Below are 23,877 nucleotides of genomic sequence, written 5' to 3'. Positions count from 1 at the left end.
GTGGGCAACATAAATGACGGAGGATTTGTCCGAAATGGCCAGGAATCCGCCTACTGGTGCGCAGCCGCCGCTTTGCGACGGCCAGGGAGCAATATGTCGTAACGATTCTGGCTTTCATCACGCCTGAACGCAAACGGCGCAGCGGCTGGAGGTAGCGGGTTAGTGACCGCGAATCGCCGTAAACCCGCTTCATACGACCTTTACTCACGTATGAGGCTTGATCATGCACGACCTACCACATCTGCGCCTTGCCCGCTCCAGCCCGCTTCAATGCAAGATTGCCAGACGGTTCAGCGAGCGTCCGGAGCTGCTCGACGCCGCAGACCATGTCCTCGCCGCTCAGTGGTCGCATTATCTACCGAACGCAACCCAGGATCCAAGGGCACTTTATCTCGCCAGCCGAAATCCACGTTCCGACAACCTGTGGGTTCGCCCCTTGGCGCAAGTGCTCATTGAGCGCTATTGCATACGCCGGACACTCAACCTCACGGTTGGCGAGGACACCCTCACCGCTCGCGTCGATGGTGATCCGGCCGGGCAGGTGCCTCTACCTCTGCACCAGGTGGAGCTGCTAATCAATGACAACGCACCGTTACTGCTCGAGGTGTACCGGCAATCATTGGCGAGCTACTGGAGCCACTTCGACAGCAGTGGTGAAACCCCCTGGCATTGGTACGCCGAAGAACTTCGCAGCCGTTTTCTGGAGGCCATCGAAGCCCACCAGAACGCTGGCAGCCTACCTCCGTTCGCCCTGGCCATCGCCAGGCTGGTGCATTCCGACCCCGATCACAGGAACCGGCAGAATACAGCCGGCCTGCGCGTCTGGCAGCTTGCCGCGGACTTTTCCAGGGATGAGACGCTGGACAATGAACTGGCGAGCGCGCTGCTGATCGAACACAGCGATACCGACCCCAGGCGCAACCTGACCCTGCTTTATACCCTCACAGGCAAGCTGCTCGCTTTCCCCTCCCGCCAGGAGATGCTGGAGAGCATCGCTCGATACTGGCCCACGAGGTCCCGGACCACCTCCCGGGAAGTCAGTATCGGTCAGACCGCTCAAGGGGACTTCGAAAGCATGGCGCTGGGTGTGCTGGAACAGCAACTACGGGTGATCGACCATTGCGCCACGGCCCATCGAAGCAGACTCGACGCCATCAACATGAGCCTGGAGCTGGACCGGCTTACCTCCATGCTCGACCTGTGCAGCGAGGCCGAATCCAAGCAACGCAACGCGATATCGGCCCTTCTTCCGGATTGGCTGCGTAACGCCAGGAGCCAGCCGTTGTTGCGCTACAGCACGCTACTGCTCGACGTCGCCCAGTCCCGCCAGAATACCAACGGGCAGTTCTGGCTCGACGGTATCGACAATGCCGAAGACTTCGCCTACCGGCAACTGGCCGCACGCTTCGAAGCGGATTATCCGCGCGCCCCGCTTGACCCCAGGCAGGTCCGGGTCGTCAACTACCAGACCATCGCCACCGCCGCCGCGCGCCCTGGGCTTGCCAGCACGGGCGAGGTAGATCCCGTCACCTTCTCCCTCGCCCAATTGGCGATTGCCAATATCGGGCTGCTCAGGCCAGGGCGAGTGGAGTTGCTCTCGAACAACGCAGACCTGCTGCCTGGCTGGCTGGACGAAAACTACCTGCGCACGGTGGTCAGCGAGCTGGACATCGCCAGCGCATTCCCCGCCATGCTACGCAGCAAGCTGTTGGATGACAGCGCCCAACGCGAGCAGCGTCAACGCCTGCTCATCGCGCAACTCGGCAGCCAATTGCCCGCACTGGCGCAGGAGCTCTACCTGCGCGGAAAACTGGCGGATCAGGACGTTGCCAGCCATATCAGCCAGGTGTTCAGCAGCGCAGACGACGATGACAATGACCCGAAGCGCTGGGTCATCCGACCGTTGGGCCTGCTCAAGGCCCCCGGCTCGACAGTGGACTATCCACGCAATACCTGGCTCATCGAGCCACGGTCACCCAGTGCCGACAGTTGCCTGTTGTACCGTCCCCTGCACGAGGATAGCCTGTTGCAGTTCAGCGATCGGCTGGCGCTGTTCGTGGCCATCAGTACCCCTGGCGCCCTGCAGGATGACCTGCTGCAACGCCTTCCGGCCGAAGTCCACAGATTCTATGCCCATGGCGGCTTCCTCGAGCCTCACCTGTTCGTTCCACTGGATGACACCAGCGCCATCCCTTTCGGCCGGCCAGCTCCGGTGGAGCTGACCATCGAACCAAGTTCCAGCGATGTCGGCGCAGATCTCTACCTTGCCTGCGTCAACGAATCGATCCAGACGTTTGAAGCGCATGCCTCGACCAGCGCACAGACCCGCTGGACGCGCTGGAAAGAGCTGGGCTGGCTGCTGTTCAACACCCTGCTTCCCCTGGCGGGCGGCACACTGGGCAGGGTGGCATGGCTGGCGCAGATGGAAGTGGCGCTGGCCGACTTCGTCAACACCGACGCCGAACTCGACCCCACCGGGCACGAGCAGGCCGCGGTCAACCTGCTGGTCAATATCGCCCTGCTGCTGGTCACCCATTCGATTACCCGCCTGCATGAGCAAAGCGCAAAGGCGCGCACGCTTGGCGCACCGGTCACGGCGCTTGGCGCATCCGAACAGCAACCCGTGCCCCCCACCGTGGTCCAGGCCGCCTCTTTGCTCCATCTCGACTTCAGCTGGACGCGATCCACCCAATCCCTGACTGCCGGGCAGAACTCCGCACTGCGCGCGTTACGGGCGGATATCATCCCCGCTTCACTCGGTGAACCGGTGCCCAGCGGCCCCTTGCGTGGCCTGTACCTGCAGGGTGACAAGTTCTATGCACAGCTGCATGGCAACCTGTACCACGTCATGCTCGACATGCCTCGCAACCAGATGCGCATCATCGGCCCTGACGAAACCGCAGGCCCTTGGCTGCGCCGCGACGAGGCCGGACGCTGGCAGTTGGACCTGAGGTTGACGCTCAAGGGGGGCATGCCACTGTCCGCGCAGATCCGCAAGCTGCAACTGGAAAAGGAAAGTGCCCTGCGCGCCGTCAACGCATTGATCAAGGCCGACAAGGACACCATCGATGCCAGGATCCGGGAACAGGCCACCCTTGAGAAGCTGGTGGCCGCACCGCTAGATGACGCCCGCCTGCAGACCTGCCAGGACAAGCTCGACACGCTGTCGGCGTTCTGGGCGACGCATATCGAAAACCTGAAACAGCGCAACGCTTTGCAGCCGGTGAAGGACTTCAAGAAAGTCCATGCTTTCGCGCTGTATCAGGACAGCTTCTGCCAGCGGCTGCTGCACAAGGTCCTGCACCTGCGCTATCAACCTGATCGGAGCCAGTTGCTCAAAGCTGCCCGCCTCCAGCAGGCCGGTGAGACGCTTACCCCCACGGACGTCAGAATCATCGCCGCTCGCCTGGACAGACTTGCGCCCTTGATTGAGCGGATGATCGGTAACAATCGACGCCTGCGCCACTGCCAGGATGAGCTGAACAAGCTGGCCAGCCCCCAACAACCCGAGATCCGCCAATGGCGGGACCTCGCTATCAGTGTGCCAGCAACTGCGGAGAGAGAACTGATCCTGCGCTTCTTGCGTCTCGAAGGATTGCTCAACCGCATGAGCCTGGTACACGGTCTGAGCGACGAGGCGTGCTACTGGAGTGATCGCTTCTGGAGCAGCTTCGAGCTGGGTATTGCCCAGCGTACAAAACTGTTCAAGCTGGAAAACGCCGACGACGAGATCACCGCCAGATTGCTGCGCAGTATCGTCGGCCACCTTCAGGCCGCGACGCGACAACTGCAAATCTTCACCACATTGGTCAAGGACGGCGCGGCGCTGGAGACTCTACAGGAGATAAATGAACAACTCGCCTGGGTGCTTGAGCGAAACCGCAATGACCTGAACGAACTGCCCGATTACCCGCCAATCAGTACACTGGGGCAACTGCGCAAGAAGGTGCCCGGGCTGATCGAGACCACCGAGCACGGGCTGCTCCTGGCCGATCCGCGCAGCGACGATGCCAACACCGTCGATATTCCCGGGCCGGAGGACAAGACACCCGCGCGCACCTACCACCTCAAGCAGGGCGACTGGGTGGAGCTCAAGCCTGACCAGCCTACCTCACGCCCAATCCAGATGCCCCTCAAACGCCTGCTCAGGGAGAGCGACACGTTGATTGAGCAGGCCCGCGACGAGGTGTCGAACCTGCAAGCGCACGCGAATCGCTATCTGCCGGTGGAAATCGAGGAGAGCGTGCTTTATCAACGCACCCGCCTGCTCGAACGGGTCAACGCCATCGAGACATGTCTGACCGAGAACAACGAAACCGACGAGGCCCGTGCCGGCAAGGATGCCGAGCTGGTCGCCGGATCCCTGCGCAGGCTGGCGGACGAGTTGCAGGAAACGGCGACGCGGCTACGCGTGTCAGCCGCCCTCACGCAGAAACCGCGCATGGGTGAAGTCATGTACCTGGCCGATGGCGGGCACGTGCAATTGCGTGCCACGGGGGGCCGCAATCGACTGGCCAGGCTCAAGGGCCGGCCCGCCGATTTTCTCGACGAATACAGTATCAGCCATGAAGGCAAGGTTCTGTGGTATGCGCACTTCCACTACCCGTCGATGACCGCGGCCAAGGCTGACTTCACCGCCGGGCATCTGAAAACAGCAGCGCAACGGCACATGCCCGGCCAGCGCTACAGCGATGCCAGCGGCAGGGTGTTCGACGTCTATCGCGCACCGATCACCAGCACGGCCGCCGCCCGATACTTCTTCGACCTGTAAGCCAGGGGGCGCGGCGCAGACTGCGCCCCCTTCCCGTCAGCGGTCCTTGAACTGCGCCTCGCGCTTGGCAATGAACGCAGCCATGCCCTCTTTCTGGTCTTCGGTGGCGAACGCGGCATGGAACACCCGGCGCTCGAAGCGCACGCCTTCGCTCAAGGTGACCTCGAAGGCGCGGTTGACGCTCTCCTTGACCATCATGCTCACCGGGATCGACTTGCTGGCGATGGTCGCGGCCACCTTCAGCGCCTCCTCCACCAGCTCGGCCTGAGGCACGATACGCGCCACCAGGCCGGCACGCTCGGCTTCCTCGGCGCCCATCAGGCGACCGGTCAGGCACAGCTCCATGGCCTTGGCCTTGCCCACGGCACGTGTCAAGCGCTGGGTGCCGCCCATGCCCGGCAGCACGCCGAGGTTGATTTCCGGCTGGCCGAACTTGGCGTTGTCGGCGGCCAGGATGAAGTCGCACATCATCGCCAGCTCACAGCCACCGCCCAAGGCGAAGCCCGACACCGCGGCGATGATTGGCTTGCGCCGGTTGGCGATGCGATCGGAATCGCTGAACAGGTCTTCGACGTAGATCTGCGGATACTGCAGCTCGGCCATTTCCTTGATGTCAGCGCCGGCGGCGAAGGCCTTGGCGGAACCGGTCAACACCACACAGCCGATGTTTGGATCCTTCTCCAGTTGGTCCAGGGCCAAGTTGATCTCGCCGACGATCTGCGCGTTCAGCGCGTTCAGCGCCTGCGGGCGATTGAGGGTGATCAGGCCGACCTTGCCGTGGATGTCCAACAGGATGGTTTCGAATGCCATGCAGTCTGCTCCTTCAAAGATTGCGCGCAATGACCATGCGCTGAATGTCGCTGGTGCCTTCGTAGATCTGGCAGACCCGCACATCGCGGTAGATCCGCTCCAGCGGGAAGTCGCTCAGATAGCCATAACCGCCGAGGGTCTGCAAGGCGTCCGAACAGACCTTTTCGGCCATTTCCGAGGCGAAAAGCTTGGCCATCGAGGCTTCCACCAGCGCCGGGCGTCCGGCATCGCGCAGGGCGGCGGCGTGCAGCACCATCTGCCGGGCCACGGCGATCTTGGTTGCCATGTCGGCCAGGCGGAAGGCCACGGCCTGGTGCTCGATCAGTGGCTTGCCGAAGGTCTGCCGCTCGTTGGCGTAGTCGCGTGCCGCCTCGAACGCGGCGCGGGCCATGCCCACCGACTGCGAGGCGATGCCAATCCGCCCGCCTTCGAGGTTGGCCAGGGCAATCTTGTAGCCCTGCCCTTCTTCACCCAGGCGGTTGCCCACCGGCACGCGCACGTTGTCGAAGACGATCTGGCAGGTGTCGGAGGCATGCTGGCCAAGCTTGTCCTCGACTCGCGCCACCTGGTAACCCGGTGAATCGGTGGGCACGATGAAGGCCGATATGCCGCGCTTGCCAGCGTCTGGATCGGTGACGGCGAAGACGATCACCACCCCGGCGTTCTGCCCGGAGGTGATGAACTGCTTGCTGCCGTTGAGCACGTAGTGATCGCCGTCCAGGCGGGCGCGGGTCTTCAGGCTGCTGGCGTCGGAGCCGGCCTGGGGCTCGGTCAGGGCAAAGGCGCCGAGCATCGAGCCGCTGGCCAGTGGCGCCAGGAACTGCTGCTTCTGCGCCTCGCTGCCGAACTTGAGGATCGGCACGCAGCCCACCGAATTGTGCACGCTCATGATGGTCGAGCAGGCGCCGTCACCGGCGGCGATCTCCTCCAGGGCCATGGCATAGGCCACATAGCCGGTGTCGCTGCCGCCGTACTGCTCCGGCACCAGCATGCCGAACAGGCCCAGGCCAGTCATCTCCTCGATGGCCTCCTTGGGGAAGCGGTGCTCCCTGTCCCACTGTTCGGCAAACGGCTTCAGACGCTCCTGGGCGAAGTCGCGCACGGCGTCGGCGATCTGTTGTTGTTCTTCAGTTACCAGCATGATTCACCTCAGTACAGGCACTCGACCGCCATGGCCGTCGCTTCGCCACCGCCGATGCAGATGGCCGCCACGCCACGGCGCAGGTTGTTCTGGCGCAGGGCCGACAGCAGGGTCACCAGAATGCGTGCGCCCGAGGCGCCGATCGGATGGCCCAGGGCGCAGGCGCCGCCGTGAATATTGACTTTGTCATGGGGCAGGTCGAGGTGCTTCATGGCCGCCAGGGTGACCACGGCGAAGGCCTCGTTGATCTCGAACAGATCGACATCGGACAGGTTCCAGCCAGTGCGCTTGAGTAGCTTGTCGATAGCGCCAATGGGCGCGGTGGGGAACAGCGCCGGGGTGTCGGCAAAGGCCGCGTGGCCATGGAGCACCGCCAGCGGTTTGAGGCCGCGTTTCTCAGCCTCTGAGCGACGCATCAGCACCAGCGCGGCGGCGCCGTCAGAGATGGAACTGGAGTTGGCCGCGGTGACGGTGCCGCCTTCGCGGAAGGCCGGCTTGAGCTGCGGGATCTTGTCCAGGCGCGCCTTGGGCGGCTGCTCGTCGTCCTTGATGACGCGTTTTTCCTTGCCCTCGGTGACTTCCACCGGAACGATCTCGGCGGCGAAGCGGCCGCTCTTGATCGCGTCCTGGGCACGGGTCAGCGAAGCGATGGCGAAGGCGTCCTGAGCCTCACGGCTGAAGTCGCCCTTCTGCGCGCAGTCCTCGGCGAAGGTGCCCATCAGGCGACCCTTGTCGTAGGCGTCTTCCAGGCCGTCCATGAACATGTGGTCGATGATCCTGCCGTGGCCCATGCGGTAGCCGCCACGGGCCTTGTCCAGCAGGTACGGGGCGTTGGTCATGCTTTCCATGCCACCGGCGACGATGACATCGGCGCTGCCGGCCAGCAACTGGTCATGGGCCATGATCGCCGCCTGCATGCCAGAGCCGCACATCTTGTTCAAGGTGGTGCAGGTGGTGTGCTTGTCCAGGCCGGCACCCAGCGCCGCCTGGCGCGCCGGTGCCTGACCCTGGCCGGCCGGCAGCACGCAGCCGAACAGCACCTGCTCGACACTGCCGGCATCGATGCCGGCACGCTCGACGGCGGCGCGGATGGCCGCGCTGCCCAGCTGCGCCGCGGTCAGGCTCTTGAGGTCGCCTTGCAGGCCGCCCATCGGCGTGCGCACGGCGCTGACGATGACAATCGGATCGTGATTCAGGCTCATGTTCGGTTCTCCTTACTTGGCAGCCATGCGCAGCGCGCCGTCGAGGCGGATCACCTCGCCGTTGAGCATGCTGTTCTCGATGATATGGCGGGCGAGCGCCGCGTACTCCTGCGGGCGGCCCAGGCGTGGAGGGAACGGCACGCCGGCGGACAGCGAGGCACGCACTTCGTCGGTCATGCCGGCCATCATCGGGGTTTCGAAAATGCCCGGGGCGATGGTCATCACGCGGATGCCGAAGCGCGCCAGTTCGCGGGCCGCCGGCAGGGTGAGGCTGGCGATGGCGCCCTTGGAGGCGGCATAGGCGGCCTGGCCGATCTGGCCGTCATAGGCGGCGATGGAGGCGGTATTGATGATCACGCCCCGCTCGCCGCCCTCGTCCGCCAGCCCTTCGGCCATGGCTGCGGCGGCCAGGCGCAACAGGTTGAAGCTGCCGATCAGGTTGACGTTGATGACCTTGGCGAAGCTGCCCAGGGCATGCGGCCCATTCTTGCCCAGGACCTTCTCGGCGCCAACGATACCCGCGCAGTTGACCAGTCCGTGCAGATTGCCAAAAGCACTGACAGCGGCATCGACCGCCGCCTTGGCGGCCTGTTCGTCGCTGATGTCGGCCACCGCGAAGCGGGCATTGGCACCCAGTTCGGCGGCCTTAGCCTCGACGGCCGCGGCGTTCAGGTCGACCAGCATGACCTTGGCGCCGGCCTCGATGAGCATCTGCGCGGTGGCGGCGCCCAGGCCCGAGGCCGCGCCGCTGACGATGAAGTTCTTTTGAGTGATGTGCATGTCAGTCTTCCTTCAGGCGCCCGCAGTGATCGGCTGCGCGGCTTGTTGTCGGGCGATTTCCTGATTGCGCAGGATGAAGCGTTGCAGCTTGCCGCTCGGGGTCTTGGGCAGCTCGCCGACGAATTCGATTTCACGCGGGTAGGCGTGGGCGTAGAGGCGCTGGCGCACGTGCTGGCGCAGGGTTTCCTCAAGTTCGGTACTGCCCTGATAACCGTGGGCGAGCACCACGAAGGCCTTGATCAGTTCCGTGCGCTCCGGGTCGGGTTTGCCGATCACCGCCGCCTCGACCACCGCCGGGTGCTCAATCAGTGCGCTTTCAACATCGAACGGGCCGACTCGGTAGCCCGAGGTGGTGATCACATCGTCGCTGCGGCCGACGAAGCTGATGCTGCCATCCTGGTTGAGCTCGACGGTGTCGCCGGACAGGTAGTACCTGCCAACGAACGCCTTGGTTGGCAGCCCGTGGTAACCGGCGAACCAGCACAGCGGCGACTGCTCGCGGTCCACCGCGAGAATGCCAGGCTGGCCGGCAGGCAGTTCATTGCCCTGCTCGTCCACCACCACGATGCGGTGGCCGGGAATGGCGAAGCCGGCCGAGCCCAGGTGCACCGGGTGCGCCAGCGCATGGTGGTTGCACAGCACCATGCCCAGCTCGGTCTGGCCGTAGTGGTCGTGGATAGTCACCCCAAGTTCGTCTGCGAACCAGCGGATCACTTCCGGATTGAGCGGTTCGCCGGCACTGCTGACCACCCGCAGGCGCCCCTTGATCGGCGCCGCAAACGCGCTGCCCGCCGCGATCAGCAGCCTGTAGGCTGTGGGCGAACCCGCCAGATTGGTGATGCCCAGCTTGTCGATGATCCGCGCACAGCTTTCGACACTGAACGGGCCGTCGTAGAAGGTGGTGGCGTGGCCCAGCGACAGCGGCCCGGTGACCGCGTAGTAAAGGCCGTAGGCCCAGCCGGGGTCGGCCAGGTTCCAGAAGTTGTCGTCCGCTCGCAGGCCGATGGCGTCGCGCATGTAGCCCTGGAACGCGACGATGGCGCGCAATGGCACTTCCAGTGGCTTGGCCGGGCCAGTGGTGCCCGAGGTGAACATCAGCAGGAATGGATCGTTGCCGTTACGCATCACCGGCGCGCAATCGCTGGCGGCAGTCTCGAGACTGCGGTGGAAGTCCAGCTCACCCTCGGCGGCACCGACCGTGACGAGGATCGGGCAGTCCTCCACCTCATCGAGCTTGGGCCGGTTGTGGCGATCAGTGACCACCACCTTGGCATGGGACTGCTCGAGACGGTGCTCGATGGCCTTGGGGCCGAAAGCGGTGAACAGCGGTTGGTAGACCGCGCCCAGGCGCCAGGTGGCGAGAATGGTCACCAGCAGTTCGGGAGTACGCGGCATGAGCCCGGCGACGCGGTCGCCGGCCCCCACGCCCTGGGCCTTGAGCACGTTGGCAAAGCGTGCGGCCAGGACCTGCAGTTGATCGAAGGTATAGCGCTCGCTGTTGCCATCGCGGTCTTCACAGACCAGGGCGGTTTTGTCGCTGCCGCTGTGGCGGTCGCAGCACTCGACACAGGCGTTGAGGGCCTCGAGATTGCCATGCAACGCCGCGGCAGCGGCTCGGGCATGGTCGAACGAACGAGCGGCCTCGGCATAATCGCGCATCGTCAGACTCCTGGTTTCTTATTGTTGGAGTGCACATCGGTCTGACGATGTTCGCGCCGGTCAGCTCATCCGGCAATGGCCAAAGCTGTCAATCGGGCTGAGCGGATTAGACCGGATCGAGCGGTTGCCCGGCGGATTGCATGATCAAGGCCTCGTGGGCGAGCTGGATCGTCACGGCATATTCCTCCTGTTCACGCGTGACCTTGAGCACACGCCAGCGACGGTCATACTCCGCGCTGCTCAGGCTCTTGTCTTCGTCGAGCCTGGTGCCTTCCGCGCCGGCGCGTTCGAGGATCTCGTCGAACAGCGCCGGGTGCCGTGCCTCCACATATTTGCGCCAGAAATCGCGCCCCGCGAGGCTTTTTGCCAATGCCTCGTCCGTCTCGCTGGCCTTCACCGCCGCCAATACCGTCTGCTCGAGATCGTCGGTGATGCCCGCCAATGCCAAGAACTGCATGTTCCTTGGCTGCCCTGGCAAATCCAGCGCCTTGGTCAGCGCGATGCGATAGCCGATCACCACTTCGAGCACGTCGACGTATACACCTCCCATCTCTCTTCGCGCAGCCTCATTCCTGGCCAGCAAGTCCACTTGCTCCAGCCGGAACAACTGCCGGCCCAGCTTGAGCAGTTCTTCCCCGCCCTTGCCGGTCGCAGCCTTCGCCGTGGCCTGGTGCACCATCTTCTGGATAATCAGTGCGCTAAAACGATCAGCGATCCTGTCGACGCACTCGCCTGGCTCGCTGGAGTCGGCAAAGATCAGCTCACGCAAGGCCGCGTCACCGTCGATGGCCTGCAACAACTCCCACAACTGGCCGGCGAGGTAGGTACTGGCAGAACGGAAGTCCGCCGTTTCGGTGAGTGCGCGCAGCAAACGGAACAACTCTCGACTATCTTCCATCCCTGCCAGGCGCTCCCACAGGGCCCTGCTGCGCCCCTGTTCATCCTCGGGCGCAAGCGCAACCCAGCGCTCCTTGGCAGGCGTCAAGATGCGCTCCTGGACGATTTCCTCCCCATGGTTGTGAACCGGGTCCATCCAGTAAAGCTCGCGGCGCACCTGCAATGACATCGGGTTGAAGTCCGTGCGCAACCGGTACCTGAACGCCGCGGGCATGCTGAGCACCTCGGCGGGCACAGTCCGGATCTGGTTGCCACTGAGGTCGGCAAGTGAAAGAAACGCGCAGTCCTGCAATCCGGCAGGCATCGTCCGCAACCGGCAACGGCTCACGTCCAGGTGCCGCAATTGCGTCGGCTCATTGAAACGCAGGTTCAGCAGGCGAATCGGATTATTGCTGAGGTCGATCGTCCGTAAGCGTGACATCTGCGAAAGCAACCGCTCATCCGCCGCGTCCATTTCAATGCGATTGCCGGAGGCTCGCAGTTCAACCAGGTTCCCGCATTGTGCGATGCTCGATGGCAGCGCGATCAACTGGTTGTTGCTCACATTCAGGAAACGCAAGCCATCGAAGCACCGCAAAAACCTGTGAGGCACTTCCCTAAGCGCCATTCGGCACATTACCAGGTTGGTGATGTGCGTAAGGTCTACCTGTTCCGGCAGTCTGGGCAGCTCCTGAATTCGACAATTGCTCAGGTCGAGCACCCGGCCCCGCACCTCTCCCTCCCTGCTGTAGATCACTTCACTTTCATAGCGCCACGCTTCACGCAGGCGCCTGGCCACGATGCCACGCAACCCCGGGGACGCCGATGGCGCATGCGCTTGCGCCCATTCACGCAGCGCGATGTCGAGCAAGTTGTAGTTGCTCTCCTCGTACAACAACGCCTCAAGCGGGCTGCGGCCCAGCGGATCACGTCGCAATTGCGCGACCTTGCTCTCGACCTGGGCATCGTCGAGCACGGGATAGAGCGCGCGAATGCGCTCTCTGAGGATGGTGATGCCATTGCGCGCGGTGTTTCTCGAAGACCGCCCACCGAGCGTGTAACCGACCCGGCCGTCAGGCAACCTTTTTCCAGGGTTGAACCATGGCGTGGACGCTTGCATGTCAAGCAATGAGTACCAGTCGCTGCGTTTTTCCGGTAAAGCCTTGATCAACGCAAGGCGCAGCGATTGCGCAGGGTCACTCGGCTCAAGCTCGAGCGCACTTCGCTGGCTCTCGTCGAGCGCGGCGATGATCGCCTGGAACAGATTCCCCGGCGCGGCCACCTCGGAGTCACGTTGCATGCCTTGTGCGTCATACAAGCGCATCGCACCGTCTCGTCGAGCCAGCACGATCCTCGCATCACTCGCCACCGCCGGATTGGTGATCGCCAGCATACGGCCATCCTCGGCGCGCAGCTCGAGACCGACTCGGGTCGGCCACATCGGCAGCTTCTCGAGCAGTCGCATGACCAACAGGCCAGCATCCTCGCAGTAGGCGCTGTTCAGGTACAGCCCTTCGACTGCCCGGTTCAGCCGCGCCAGCTGCAACAGCGAGCGTACCTTGGTTGCCACCGTGTAAGGCACTCGTGCCTCGACCCTGGCCACCTGCTCGACCACCGCATCGCATTCTCGCACCGCCTCCTCGGCATAAGCGTCAGGCAAGCCCGGGAAGTCCCGCTTCACCAGCGTGAACAATGGGTTGCCCGGGGGCGTGATACGCGCCAGATGCTCAAACAGCAGCGCTTGCACTTCGGCTTGCCGGTCGGCGAGCCACACCGCTGCGCCAGGTGCATCCACAGCCTGCATACCTGGCCGGGTACGGCACCACGCCAGCACCTGGGCATCCTCCAGCGTCGCGCCCGGGGCCTTCACAGCCTTGAATACCGCGGTGACACGCGCATCGGCCTCGAAGCGACGCAGCGTGTCGCGCAGGTTGACCGGCGCGGGCCGATTCTGTACCAGCACACCACGCAGCTCGTCCTGGTCGACGCCCGCCACCGTCAGGATCTGTTCGGCACGCTGCGGGTCCAGCGGCACCTGATGAGGCCACAGACGATTGAGCATGGCGCAGCTATCATCCCACTCCAGCGGGCGCTCCAGGCAGATGCGCCAGCAGCGTTCGCCGTTGTACTCGATGCTTGGCGCGAACGCGTCCTGGTCGTGGGGATGACACAAGCGCCAGGGCTGCTCGGGGGCCGTCTGCCGGACTTCGTAGTAACGCCGGTCCACGTGCAACCAGCGTCGGTTTCCGACCGCGTAGAGGCCGTTTTCCTGCAACACCGGTTGCTCGGGCGTCGACTCGTAGACACTCAAGTCATGGTTCCACAGCCGCTGCTTGCCATCGACGAGTTCGACAGGTTCCAGCGCGTCGACGAAGGCGCTGCCAGCGAAACCACGGGCGACCAACGCCACACCGGCCCCAGTCACCGCCGTCACCGCGACCGTCTTGGCCACTTCGATCATATGGTCCAAGGCCTCGTGCTGATGGCCTTGCTGCCAGTCCCCCACCCCGGCATAGACCTCGCCAAGGGTGTCCACCAACAATTTTCCAAGCAGCACCATGCCAATGGCAGGGACCGCCATGCCCGCGACACCCAGCAAAGCGAGCCCGACCCCCTCCCAGCGCTTGATACGGCGATCAGCGGCCGCGTGGTCAGCGTCGGCGGCGCACACCAGCAGCAATCGACCATCGGCCTTGATTCGCGCCACCTGGCTGCGCGCCAGCAATGCGAAGACATTGTTGTCCTGAGCCGCGCGGCGTTGCAGATTGAGGTCGGGGACATCGTCGGACAAACGCTTGAGCATGGTTTCCAGAAAGTCAGGCTGCTCGTGCAGGGTCACCAGGCCACGCACACGGCGTCTGAAGTCCTGCTCTCGCAGCGCCGCCACCAGGTGCTCGGAGAGCGACTCGAACGAATCGAAGCAACGCAGTGGTCGCTGGTGATCGACCGGCAGGTAAAGCACCACGCCGGCCGCCTTGTTTGCCTTGTCGTACAGTTGAATCAGCAGCGCGTTGATCAGCGTGCAATCGAGCATGCGCAACTCGCCGGCATTGGAGCGCAGCGGCGCCTCCGACAGGCTGGGCATGTCATGGATCAAATGCTGCAACGCGGCATGCTGAGACTCGGACAAATGGCCCTGCACCAGTGCGTGCTGGCACGCCAGGGCAAACCCCGAACGCTGGTGACGGGTCAGCAGCGCCACAGTCGCCCCATCGAACTGCCGGTCGAGTAGATCTTGATACTGCTTGCCAGCGTCCAGCGCCCTGCAACGCGCGGCAAAATCGTCGGCGTCGCCGGACAGCACCGTGTTACTGCCAGGGCACACGACGCCACTACCGGAGAAGAACTGCGCGCCCTCTTCGAATCCCTGCATCAAACGCAACAAGGCGGGAGCGCGCAGTCCCCAACGCACCGCGGAGGGCGCGCTTAAGAGCCCCGAAGTGCCTTGCCGAATATCCAGCCACTGCAGTGCCTTGACTTCATGCGTGCCTTTGTCGAGATCAGCCAGGAGCGGGTGGAACACCTGTTCGGCAAACTGCTGTGGCGACAGCAGCGCTTGGGTCGCCAAAGCCAGTTGACGAGCGTTGGTATCGTGAGTTTTGAGGCAATCGCACAAGGCATCGAGTTGCTCGGCCTTGGCCTCCTTGAGCCAATCAGGCAGTTGCGCCTTGATGAAGTCGTCCGTGATCGCGTGTGGCGTGACCGTCGCTGCTGGTTGGGGCGTTGTAGTTGCTGACATGACGAAGCATCCTGCGGTTTCAGAACCCTCGACACTAGTCAGCTCGCCCCACCCGGCACAGAGGGAAACGGCGCCAGCCGGTGCGGCATTTCGCCTTGGATGATCAGGTTGCGGTAATGGCCTGGGTTGCAACCGAACCACTTGCGAAATGCCTTGTAAAACGAGCTGGCGTCGGCAAAGCCCAGGCGTTGCGCGACGTCGGCAAGGCCAAGCGCTGGCTCGGCCAGCCAGGTGATCGCCAATTCTCGACGCAAACTGTCCTTGATGCCCTGGTAGCTGTGCCCTTCCTCGGACAGGCGCCGCCGCAAGGTCGCCACCGACATGCACAGGTTATGCGCCACCGTCTGCGCATCCGGCCATGCGCCTGGCTCGATCTCCAGCAATGTCGTACGAATGCGTAGCGCCAGACTGCCAGGGTCGCGGTACTTGACCAGTATGTTGCCCGGCGCTTCGGCCAGGAACCGCTGCAACTCCTGCGGCGTGCGCCGGATCGGCAGGGTCAGGCAATCGGCAGCGATGATCATGCGCGTGCGTGGACGCTCAAACGTCAGATTCTGCGAGAACATGACCCGGTAATCGTCGCAGAACGGCGGCTCGGGGCAGCGCAGCTCGATGGCCAGGATCGGAATCCGCCGCCCGGCCAGCCAGCAGGCGACGCCATGCACGATCATCCAGAAGGTGAAGTAGGTGAACGCACGCCGTGGCTGCTCCAGCGGTTCGTTGATGACGATCTCTGCCAGGCTCTGCTGGCGGACCAGACTCGGTTGCAGGTCTTCGAGCATCAGCGCCAGAAACCCCAGCACAACCTCCAGACCAGCGCCAAGGGTGGGCTGCGCCATGCTCGCCCGGCACATGAACGCGAGGCTGCCGCTACGCAGGCCGCGTGGATCCATGGCAAAGAACTCGTCGTTGCAACGACGAGCCAACAGGCGCCACAGCCGGGCATAGGCCTCGGCGCTGACCCGCGCCTCGGGCAGGTCGAGCCGGCCCATCTCGATGCCCGCCCGGACCAGCAAGCCGACATCGGGCTGGCCCGCCGGGCAAGTCTGCAACAGCGCTTCACGCACCAGCTGCATGGAAATGGTGTCTTTCTCGCTCATCGACGGTCCCGTCGGCTGTAGGCCGGCCATCTTAGGCCGTCGCGCTCGAAACAGCCATCACGCGGCTGCCGCCAGCCCGAGAAACGCCTGGATCAGGCGCAGCTCGCGACGGCGCTCCAGGCAACCGACCATGTGCTGGTTGACCAGGCCCTGACCGGCCAGGGGGCGGGCCACCACCCGCGGGTCATGGGCCACTTCGGTGGAGGACACCACGCCGATGCCCAGTTCCGCCGCCACCGCCTCGGTGACCGCTTCGCGGCTGTCCAGCTCCAGCAGCACCCTAGGTTGCACACCCGCGTCGGCGCAGGCCTTGTCGAAGGTGCGCCGGGTGGTCGAACTGGGCTCGCGCAGCACCATGATCTGCCTGTCCAGCTCGGCCAGCGGCAAGTCTCCCCCGGTACCCGTCCACGCATGCCCCACGGGCAACAGTGCACACAACCGCGACTCGCACAACGCCTGCAGGTGCAGGCCCTTGCGCGGCTCGATCTCGGTCAGCACGGCCACATCGGCATGTTCCGACAACAACGCGGCCAGGGTTTCCTGGGCATTGCCCAGGCGCAGGTTGACGGTGATACCCGGGTAGCGCTCGCGCAGCTGCGCCAGCATCGGCATCACCCGGTGCGGGCCGTCAGCCGCCACCTCCAGGCGCCCGGTCAGCAACTGCCGGTTAGCCTCGAGCATGGACTGGGCTTCCTCGGCCAGGCCGAACATGGCCCGGGTGATGGCCGCCAGGCGCGCACCCTCCTCCGTCAGCTCGACCCGCCGGGCGGTACGGCGCAGCAAGGTGATCTGGTAGTGCTCCTCCAACGCCTTGACATGCCCGGTCACCGCCGGCTGGCTGATGAACAGGCGCTCGGCGGCGCGGGTGAAACTGCCCTCGCGGGCGACGGCGTCGAAGGCGCGGAGCTGGAACAGGTTCATATCTATCGGCCTGACTTATGGCTGGCATATCTACAAACAATTTGATTGATGACACAGCGAATTGCAACCTAGCCCCACTAGTTTCCAGCCCACCGCATAGTGAGGAACCACGGAATGAGCAACGCACCGATCCTGCTGACCCCCGGTCCATTGACCACCTCGATCCGCACCCGCCAGGCCATGCTCGTGGACTGGGGGTCGTGGGATCGCGACTTCAACCAGCTGACCGCCAGCGTGTGCGAACAACTGCTGGCCATCATCGACGGCAGCGCCAGCCACCACTGCGTGCCCCTGCAAGGCAGCGGCACCTTCGCCGTCGAGGCCGCCCTCGGCACCCTGGTCCCCCGTGACGGCAAGGTGCTGGTGCTGATCAACGGCGCCTACGGCCAGCGCCTGGCGAAGATCTGCAAGGTGCTGGGCCGCGCCTACAGCACCTTCGAGACCGGCGAGGACCAGCCGACCACCGCCGCGGACGTCGACCGCCTGCTGGCCGCCGACCCCGCCGTGACCCATGTGGCGCTGATCCACTGCGAGACCAGCACCGGCATCCTCAACCCGCTGCCCGAGATCGCCCAGGTGATCCGGCGCCACGGCAAGCGCCTGATCATCGACGCCATGAGCTCGTTCGGCGCGCTGCCGATCGACGCCCGCCAGATCCCCTTCGAAGCGCTGATCGCCGCCTCCGGCAAGTGCCTGGAAGGCGTGCCGGGCATGGGCTTTGTCTTCGCCGAGAAAGCCGCCCTGGCCGCCGCCGAAGGCAACGCCCACTCCCTGGCCATGGACCTGCACGACCAGCACGCCTACATGGCCAAGACCGGCCAGTGGCGCTTCACCCCGCCGACCCACGTGGTCGCTGCCCTGCACGAAGCGCTGCAGCAATACAACGAAGAGGGTGGACTGCCCGCCCGCCACCAACGCTACACCGATAACTGCAAGACCTTGCTCGACGGCATGGCGAAAATCGGCCTGCAGAGTTTCCTGCCCGCCGACATCCAGGCGCCGATCATCGTCACCTTCCACGCGCCGAAGGACCCGCGCTACCAGTTCAAGGACTTCTACGAGCGGGTCAAGGCCAAGGGCTTCATCCTCTACCCGGGCAAGCTGACCCAGGTCGAGACCTTCCGCGTCGGCTGCATAGGCGTGGTCGGCGCCGATGGCATGCAGGCCGCCGTCAATGCCGTGGCCGAGGTGCTGCGGAAAATGGAAGTACTGGACATCTGACCCTCTGCCCACCCAATTCAAGGAAAATGCGCACATGAACTACAGTAACCCCACCCAGCTGCAAGCCGCCATCCTCGACTGGGCCGGCACCGTGGTCGACTTCGGCTCGTTCGCCCCGACCCAGATCTTCGTCGAAGCCTTCGCCGAGTTCGACGTGCAGGTGTCCATCGAAGAAGCCCGTGGCCCGATGGGCATGGGCAAGTGGGACCATATCCGCACCCTGTGCGACGTGCCGGAGATCGCCGAGCGCTACCGCAAGGTGTTCGGCCGCACGCCCACCGACGATGACGTCACCGCCATCTACGAGCGCTTCATGCCACTGCAGATCGAGAAGATCGCCGTGCACTCGGCGCTGATCCCCGGCGCCCTGGAGACCCTGACCGGGTTGCGCAAAAGCGGCCTGAAGATCGGCTCCTGCTCGGGCTACCCGAAGGTGGTGATGGACAAGGTGGTCGAGCTGGCCGCGCAGAACGGCTACGTGGCCGACCATGTGGTGGCCACCGACGAGACACCGAACGGCCGCCCGTGGCCGGCCCAGGCGCTGGCCAACGTGATTGCCCTGGGCATCGATGACGTGGCTGCCTGCGTGAAGGTCGACGACACCGTGCCGGGGATTCTCGAAGGCCGCCGCGCCGGGATGTGGACCGTGGCGCTGGTGTGCTCGGGCAATGCCCTGGGGCTGACCTGGGAAGGCTACCGGGCGTTGAGCACGGAGAAGCTGGAGAGCGAGCGCAAGCGGATCCACGGGATGTTCGCCGCATCGCGCCCGCACTACTTGATCGACACCATCAACGAACTGCCCGAAGTGATTGCCGATATCAACCGGCGATTGGCCAAGGGGGAGATGCCGCAGAGCGCGTGATGTCGAAAAACATCGCGGGGCAAGCCCGCTCCCACGCCCCAGCATACATGCCGCCTGGTGTGGGAGCGGCGGTTCGCCGCTGCGACTTGCCCCGCGATGACTTCGGGAGGTCAGACCGCCCGATTCAGCTTCACCCACGACGCGAACCTGTCGATAAAGCCCTGCAGGAAAGGCCGGGTCTTGTCATTGAGCTTGCCACTGTCATCGAACAGCGTTGCCGCCCCGCCGATATACGCCTCGGGCATCTGCATGCACGGCATGTCGAGGAACACCAGCGACTGGCGCACCGCATGATTGGCACCAAACCCGCCGATAGCCCCCGGCGACACGCTGGCCACCGCCGCCGGCTTGCCGCCCCACACGCTCTGCCCATAGGGCCGCGACCCCACGTCGATGGCGTTCTTCAACCCGCCCGGCACCGAACGGTTGTACTCCGGGGTGACGAACAGCACCGCGTCGCTGCGGCGGATCTCGTCGCGAAAATGCTTCCACGCCTCGGGCGCGCCCTCAGCCTCGACATCCTCGTTGTACAACGGCAGGTCGCCGATCTCGACGATCCGCAGGGCAAGGCTGGACGGTGCCAGCTCAGACAGCGCGCGGGCCACCTTGCGGTTATAGGACTCCTTGCGCAAGCTGCCGACGACGACCGCTACCGAATAAACCTGGCTCATGGCGTTTTGCAACCTCTGCTCTGGGAATGGGACCTGTTAGTTATAGATGACCGTTCCTCGGCTTCGCGGTTTTTTTCCATTCGGCTGAAAACTTCCCGGGCGTTTCACTGGTCTATGCCTACAGACATTTCCTACACGATTCAGAGGTTTCCACCTAAATGGCAGCAGTAATGGTCGGCCAGTTCCACGCCCGCGACGCCGAAGGCCGTATCTACCCGGTCCACGAGTTCCAGGAGTCCACCCTCCAGGCCGACGGCAGCACCCTCGGCGCGCCGGTTACCAGCTATCGCCTGGCTATCGGTGACCGCGTCAACCACCTGGGTGACGACCGCTTCGAGCTGGCCCAGACCGGCGTCGAGATCATTCGTATTCCTTGACGCAATCGACGGTGTACAGCGCCCCCTGGCACTGCAGGCCATGCACATCGGCGACGAAGCCCGGGAAGCCCTGGTCGAAAGCCCGGGCACAGTCCAGGTAGACCAGAATCGAGCGGGTCGCCTCGGTGAAGCGCTCGCCCGGCATGATCAAGGGGATTCCCGGCGGGTACGGCACCAGCATCACCGCCGCGACCCGGCCCAGCAGTTGTTCGATCGGCACCGCCTCCACCTCCCCGCGCACCATTCGGTCATAGGCCTCGGCCGGGGTCATCGCCACCTCGGGCAAACGGGTGAACAGCAGCTTGAGTTGCCTGGATGTGGCATTGCCGCGGTAGAAGGCATGCAGTTGCTGGCACAGGTCACGCAGCCCCAGCCCCTGGTAGCGTGACGGCTGCGGCGTCACCACGCTGGGCAGGCATTCGGCCAGCGCGGTATTGGCGTCGTAGTGGCGCTTGAACTCCAGCAGTTCAGTGAGCAGCGTGCTCCACTTGCCCTTGGTGATGCCCATCGAGAACAGCACCAGGAAGCTGTACAGGCCGGTCTTCTCCACCACCAGCCCCCGCTCCCACAAAAACTTGCTGACCACTGCGGCCGGAATGCCGTGCTCGCCCGCGCCGCCACCGGCCCCTGGCATCACCAGGGTGACCTTGAGCGGATCGAGCAGCACATAGTCGTCGCTCAGCTCGGCAAAGCCATGCCATTCGGCACCCGGCTGCAGCAGCCAGTCCGCCGCCTCCAGCCGCTCGCCACCCTGGGCCTGCGGCGGCTGCCAGATGCTGAACCACCAGTCGTCAGCGGCGATATGCTCGCGCAGGTTGGCCAGCGCCCGGCGAAAGCTCAGGGCCTCGTCGAACATCTCCTGCAGCAGCGAACGCCCGGCCGGGCCCTCCATCATCGCCGAGGCCACGTCCAGCGAGGCGAGGATGCTGTACTGCGGCGAAGTGGAGATATGCATCATGAACGCTTCGTTGAAACGGTCGCGGTCCAACTGGCGGGAGGCGCCGTCCTGCACATGGATCATCGACGCCTGGCTGAAGGCGGCCAGCAGCTTGTGGGTCGAATGGGTGCTGAACAGCAGCGGGCCCTCATCGCCGCGCGGCGTGCCCATGGCGTAGCGGCCGACGAAGAATTCATGGAAGGCGGCGTAGGCGAACCAGGCCTCGTCGAAGTGCAGCACCTCGACACTGGCGCCGAGGGTCTGCTTGATGAGGCCGGCGTGGTAGCACAGCCCGTCGTAGGTGGAGTTGGTGACCACCGCCAGCTTTATCTTCGCCGACCGCCCCTGGGCCAGCGGGTGGGCCTGGATCTTCGCCTGGATCGACGCCGGGGTGAATTCGCTGAGCGGAATCGGCCCGATGATGCCCAGTTCGTTGCGCTCCGGGCACAAGTAGAGAGGGATGGCGCCAGTCATGATGATCGCGTGCACCACCGACTTGTGGCAGTTGCGGTCCACCAGCACCAGGTCACCACGCCCGACCATGGCGTGCCAGACGATCTTGTTGGCGGTGGAGGTGCCGTTGATGACGAAGAAGGTATGGTCGGCGCCGAAGTTGCGCGCCGCCCGCGCCTCCGCGGCGGCCAGGGGGCCGGTGTGGTCGAGCAGCGAGCCCAGCTCGGGGACCGACACGGACAGGTCCGAGCGCAGGGTGTTTTCGCCGAAGAACTGGTGGAATGCCTGCCCCACCGGACTCTTGTGATAGGCCACGCCACCGCCGTGGCCCGGCGTATGCCAGGAATAGTTCGACTGCGCGGTGTGTTGCACCAGAGCCTTGAAGAACGGTGGCAGCAGGCCGTCGAGGTAACTGTGCGCGGCCCGTGCTACCTGGCGGGCGAGAAACGGCACGGTGTCTTCGAACAGGTAGAGGATGCCGCGCAGCTGGTTGAGCTCGCCCATGGCCTCGGCCGGGGCGTTCTCCAGAGTGACTTGCTCGCCCAGGGCGAAGATCGGCAGGTTGGGGGCGCGCAGCCTGGCCAGGCGGATCAGCTCGGCCATGTTCTGCAGCAGCCGGCTGTTATCGCCGACACCCTCGGCGGCGATCAGCATGCAGGCCAGGCCGTGGTGGGTGGCGGCCACCAGCCGCGCTTCGGCTTGGTCGGCGGCGGCGAGGATGGCGAAGCCGTCACGGGACAGTTCATCGGCGATGCCGCGCACCCGCTCGCCGGCGACGCTGTCGGCCTTTATGGCCCGGTGGACGATGAGGATGGGGAACTGGAGGTCCTTGTACATCGGGCGGCTACCTCTGCGGGCTTTTCCCTCAGGGTAGTTGATGCCATCGCGGGGCAAGTCGCAGCGTCGAACCGCCGCTCCCACGCTAACGTGCACAATCTGGCGTGGGAGCGGCGGTTCGCCGCTGCGACTTGCCCCGCGATAGGGCCGGTACTGTCTTTGGATCAGCTGGCGGTCGGCTCGGTCAGCACCTGCCACATCGCCGGCCCACCTGCCGACTTGGCAATGGCCGCCAAGCGCTCGGCATGGGCCTCGAGCTCTTCATCGTTGGCCATGATCACCTTACCGGCAGCACGACCGCTAATCCGACGGATCTCACTGCCGGTGCTGCCCTGCCCCTCTTCGTCCTGTGCGCCATCCCCCGCCAGCGACAAGCTGGTCTGGCCACCGGTCATCGCCAGGTAGACGTCGGCCAGCAGTTCCGAGTCGAGCAATGCGCCGTGCAGTTCACGGCCGGAGTTGTCGATGCCGTAGCGTTTGCACAACGCATCGAGGCTGTTGCGCTGCCCCGGATGGCGCGAGCGCGCCATCATCAGGGTGTCGAGGATCGGGCAGTGCTGCGAGATGTCGGCGCGGTCCTGCTGGCCGATCAGCGCGAACTCGTTGTTGATGAAGCCGACGTCGAACGCCGCGTTGTGGATGACCAGGGTGGCGCCCTGGATGAACTCGAAGAACTCCTCGGCCACATCGCCGAAACGCGGCTTGCCGACCAGGAAAGCGTCGGTGATGCCGTGGACGTTGATCGCGCCCTCGTCACTGTCGCGGTCGGGCTGCAGGTAGACGTGGAAGTGCCGCCCGGTCAGGCGCCGGCCCACGACTTCGACGCAACCGATCTCGATGATGCGGTGGCCTTCGGCCACCGGCATGCCGGTGGTCTCGGTGTCGAGGATGACGAACCGTTTGTCTTGCTGCTGCTCCACGCGGGGACTCCAACTGGCGGTGCTTGAATTCGGGGTGGGAGTATAACGAAATCGGGGCCGTTTTGCGGTCATCGCGGGGCAAGCCCGCTCCCACGCAGCCAGCAGTCATCTCGTGGGAGCGGGCTTGCCCCGCGATGGCCCGCAACACAATCAACGTTGCGCGCGAACCTCATCAACCCCACGATTGGCCAACTGGTCGGCCCGCTCGTTGCCCGGGTGGCCGATATGCCCACGCACCCACTTCCAGGTCACCTTGTGCCGGTTGACCTGTTCATCGAGGGCCATCCACAGGTCGGCGTTCTTCACCGGCTCCTTGGCGGCGGTCTTCCAGCCACGCTTCTTCCAGTTGGTCATCCACTCGTTGATGCCCTTCATCACATACTGGGAGTCGGTGGTCAGCACCACCTCGCACTCGCGCTTGAGCGCCTTCAGGCCTTCGATCGCGGCCATCAGTTCCATGCGGTTGTTGGTGGTCTCGCGTTCGCCGCCCCACAGTTCCTTCTCGACGCCCTTGAAAACCATCAGGACGCCCCAGCCGCCCGGGCCGGGATTGCCCTTGCAGGCACCATCGGTGTAGATCTCGACGCTATCGCTCATGTA

The 23,877-nt window shown here is 64.5% G+C and carries 16 protein-coding genes; 4 read left to right on the top strand and 12 right to left on the bottom strand.

The features are described 5' to 3' along the window. Nucleotides 1–223 precede the first annotated feature (223 nt). Complete coding sequence (locus AC25M7_RS08390) at nucleotides 224–4,771, top strand: hypothetical protein (RefSeq protein ID WP_186596551.1); 4,548 nt, start codon at nucleotides 224–226, stop codon at nucleotides 4,769–4,771. Between the two features lie 36 nt (nucleotides 4,772–4,807). Here AC25M7_RS08390 and AC25M7_RS08385 read toward each other — a convergent pair whose 3' ends face one another. The 8 genes from AC25M7_RS08385 to AC25M7_RS08350 all read right to left on the bottom strand — a co-directional run bounded on the left by AC25M7_RS08385 (nucleotide 4,808) and on the right by AC25M7_RS08350 (nucleotide 16,999). After that, complete coding sequence (locus AC25M7_RS08385; RefSeq protein WP_028690542.1) at nucleotides 4,808–5,581, bottom strand: enoyl-CoA hydratase; 774 nt, start codon at nucleotides 5,579–5,581, stop codon at nucleotides 4,808–4,810. A gap of 13 nt (nucleotides 5,582–5,594) precedes the next feature. Beyond that, nucleotides 5,595–6,722: an acyl-CoA dehydrogenase gene (locus AC25M7_RS08380; protein WP_486970931.1), complete on the bottom strand. Its 1,128-nt coding sequence runs from the start codon at nucleotides 6,720–6,722 to the stop codon at nucleotides 5,595–5,597. Nucleotides 6,723–6,730: 8 nt separating this feature from the next. Then, nucleotides 6,731–7,924 (bottom strand): acetyl-CoA C-acyltransferase, encoded by a 1,194-nt coding sequence (locus AC25M7_RS08375; RefSeq protein ID WP_236179960.1) that lies wholly within the window; start codon nucleotides 7,922–7,924, stop codon nucleotides 6,731–6,733. Between the two features lie 12 nt (nucleotides 7,925–7,936). Then, on the bottom strand, nucleotides 7,937–8,704 hold the full coding sequence (locus AC25M7_RS08370; protein ID WP_486970930.1) for an SDR family NAD(P)-dependent oxidoreductase: 768 nt from the start codon (nucleotides 8,702–8,704) through the stop codon (nucleotides 7,937–7,939). Nucleotides 8,705–8,716: 12 nt separating this feature from the next. Further along, nucleotides 8,717–10,363 carry an acyl-CoA synthetase gene (locus tag AC25M7_RS08365; protein ID WP_486970929.1) on the bottom strand — a complete coding sequence of 549 codons (1,647 nt, stop codon included), beginning with the start codon at nucleotides 10,361–10,363 and terminating at the stop codon, nucleotides 8,717–8,719. A gap of 106 nt (nucleotides 10,364–10,469) precedes the next feature. Then, on the bottom strand, nucleotides 10,470–14,978 hold the full coding sequence (locus tag AC25M7_RS08360) for an NEL-type E3 ubiquitin ligase domain-containing protein (RefSeq protein WP_486970928.1): 4,509 nt from the start codon (nucleotides 14,976–14,978) through the stop codon (nucleotides 10,470–10,472). A gap of 38 nt (nucleotides 14,979–15,016) precedes the next feature. Continuing rightward, the gene (locus AC25M7_RS08355; protein WP_051555663.1) at nucleotides 15,017–16,078 is read right to left on the bottom strand and encodes an AraC family transcriptional regulator; all 1,062 of its coding nucleotides are present in this window, start codon (nucleotides 16,076–16,078) and stop codon (nucleotides 15,017–15,019) included. Nucleotides 16,079–16,135: 57 nt separating this feature from the next. Then, nucleotides 16,136–16,999, bottom strand: coding sequence for a LysR substrate-binding domain-containing protein (locus tag AC25M7_RS08350; protein ID WP_028690536.1), 864 nt, complete (start codon nucleotides 16,997–16,999; stop codon nucleotides 16,136–16,138). Nucleotides 17,000–17,113: 114 nt separating this feature from the next. On the opposite strand from AC25M7_RS08350, the gene AC25M7_RS08345 reads away from it, so the two are divergent. Next, nucleotides 17,114–18,220, top strand: a complete 1,107-nt coding sequence (locus AC25M7_RS08345) for a 2-aminoethylphosphonate--pyruvate transaminase (protein ID WP_486970927.1) — start codon at nucleotides 17,114–17,116, stop codon at nucleotides 18,218–18,220. A 34-nt stretch (nucleotides 18,221–18,254) separates the two neighbouring features. Beyond that, the gene (gene phnX, locus AC25M7_RS08340; RefSeq protein WP_062363608.1) at nucleotides 18,255–19,082 is read left to right on the top strand and encodes a phosphonoacetaldehyde hydrolase; all 828 of its coding nucleotides are present in this window, start codon (nucleotides 18,255–18,257) and stop codon (nucleotides 19,080–19,082) included. 110 nt (nucleotides 19,083–19,192) lie between these two features. On the opposite strand, the gene AC25M7_RS08335 is transcribed toward phnX, so the two are convergent. After that, nucleotides 19,193–19,753, bottom strand: coding sequence for an NADPH-dependent FMN reductase (locus tag AC25M7_RS08335; RefSeq protein WP_062363610.1), 561 nt, complete (start codon nucleotides 19,751–19,753; stop codon nucleotides 19,193–19,195). Between the two features lie 158 nt (nucleotides 19,754–19,911). Here AC25M7_RS08335 and AC25M7_RS08330 point away from each other — a divergent pair, with 158 nt between their 5' ends. Then, entirely contained in the window at nucleotides 19,912–20,130 is a 219-nt protein-coding gene (locus AC25M7_RS08330) for a hypothetical protein (RefSeq protein ID WP_028690532.1), read from the top strand. Here AC25M7_RS08330 and AC25M7_RS08325 read toward each other — a convergent pair. From AC25M7_RS08325 to rnhA, 3 genes are all read right to left on the bottom strand, one after another. Beyond that, the gene (locus AC25M7_RS08325) at nucleotides 20,114–22,357 is read right to left on the bottom strand and encodes an Orn/Lys/Arg family decarboxylase (RefSeq protein ID WP_486970926.1); all 2,244 of its coding nucleotides are present in this window, start codon (nucleotides 22,355–22,357) and stop codon (nucleotides 20,114–20,116) included. The genes AC25M7_RS08330 and AC25M7_RS08325 overlap by 17 nt on opposite strands. A 164-nt stretch (nucleotides 22,358–22,521) precedes the next feature. After that, nucleotides 22,522–23,277 (bottom strand): DNA polymerase III subunit epsilon, encoded by a 756-nt coding sequence (gene dnaQ / locus AC25M7_RS08320; RefSeq protein WP_486970925.1) that lies wholly within the window; start codon nucleotides 23,275–23,277, stop codon nucleotides 22,522–22,524. 150 nt (nucleotides 23,278–23,427) lie between these two features. Further along, entirely contained in the window at nucleotides 23,428–23,874 is a 447-nt protein-coding gene (gene rnhA, locus AC25M7_RS08315; protein WP_028690529.1) for a ribonuclease HI, read from the bottom strand. Between the last annotated feature and the right edge of the window lie 3 nt (nucleotides 23,875–23,877).

It is taken from the genome of Pseudomonas sp. P106(2024), from assembly GCF_057480815.1.
The sequence above is the reverse complement of the archived record's forward strand: the minus strand, read 5'-3'. Positions and strand labels throughout refer to the sequence as shown.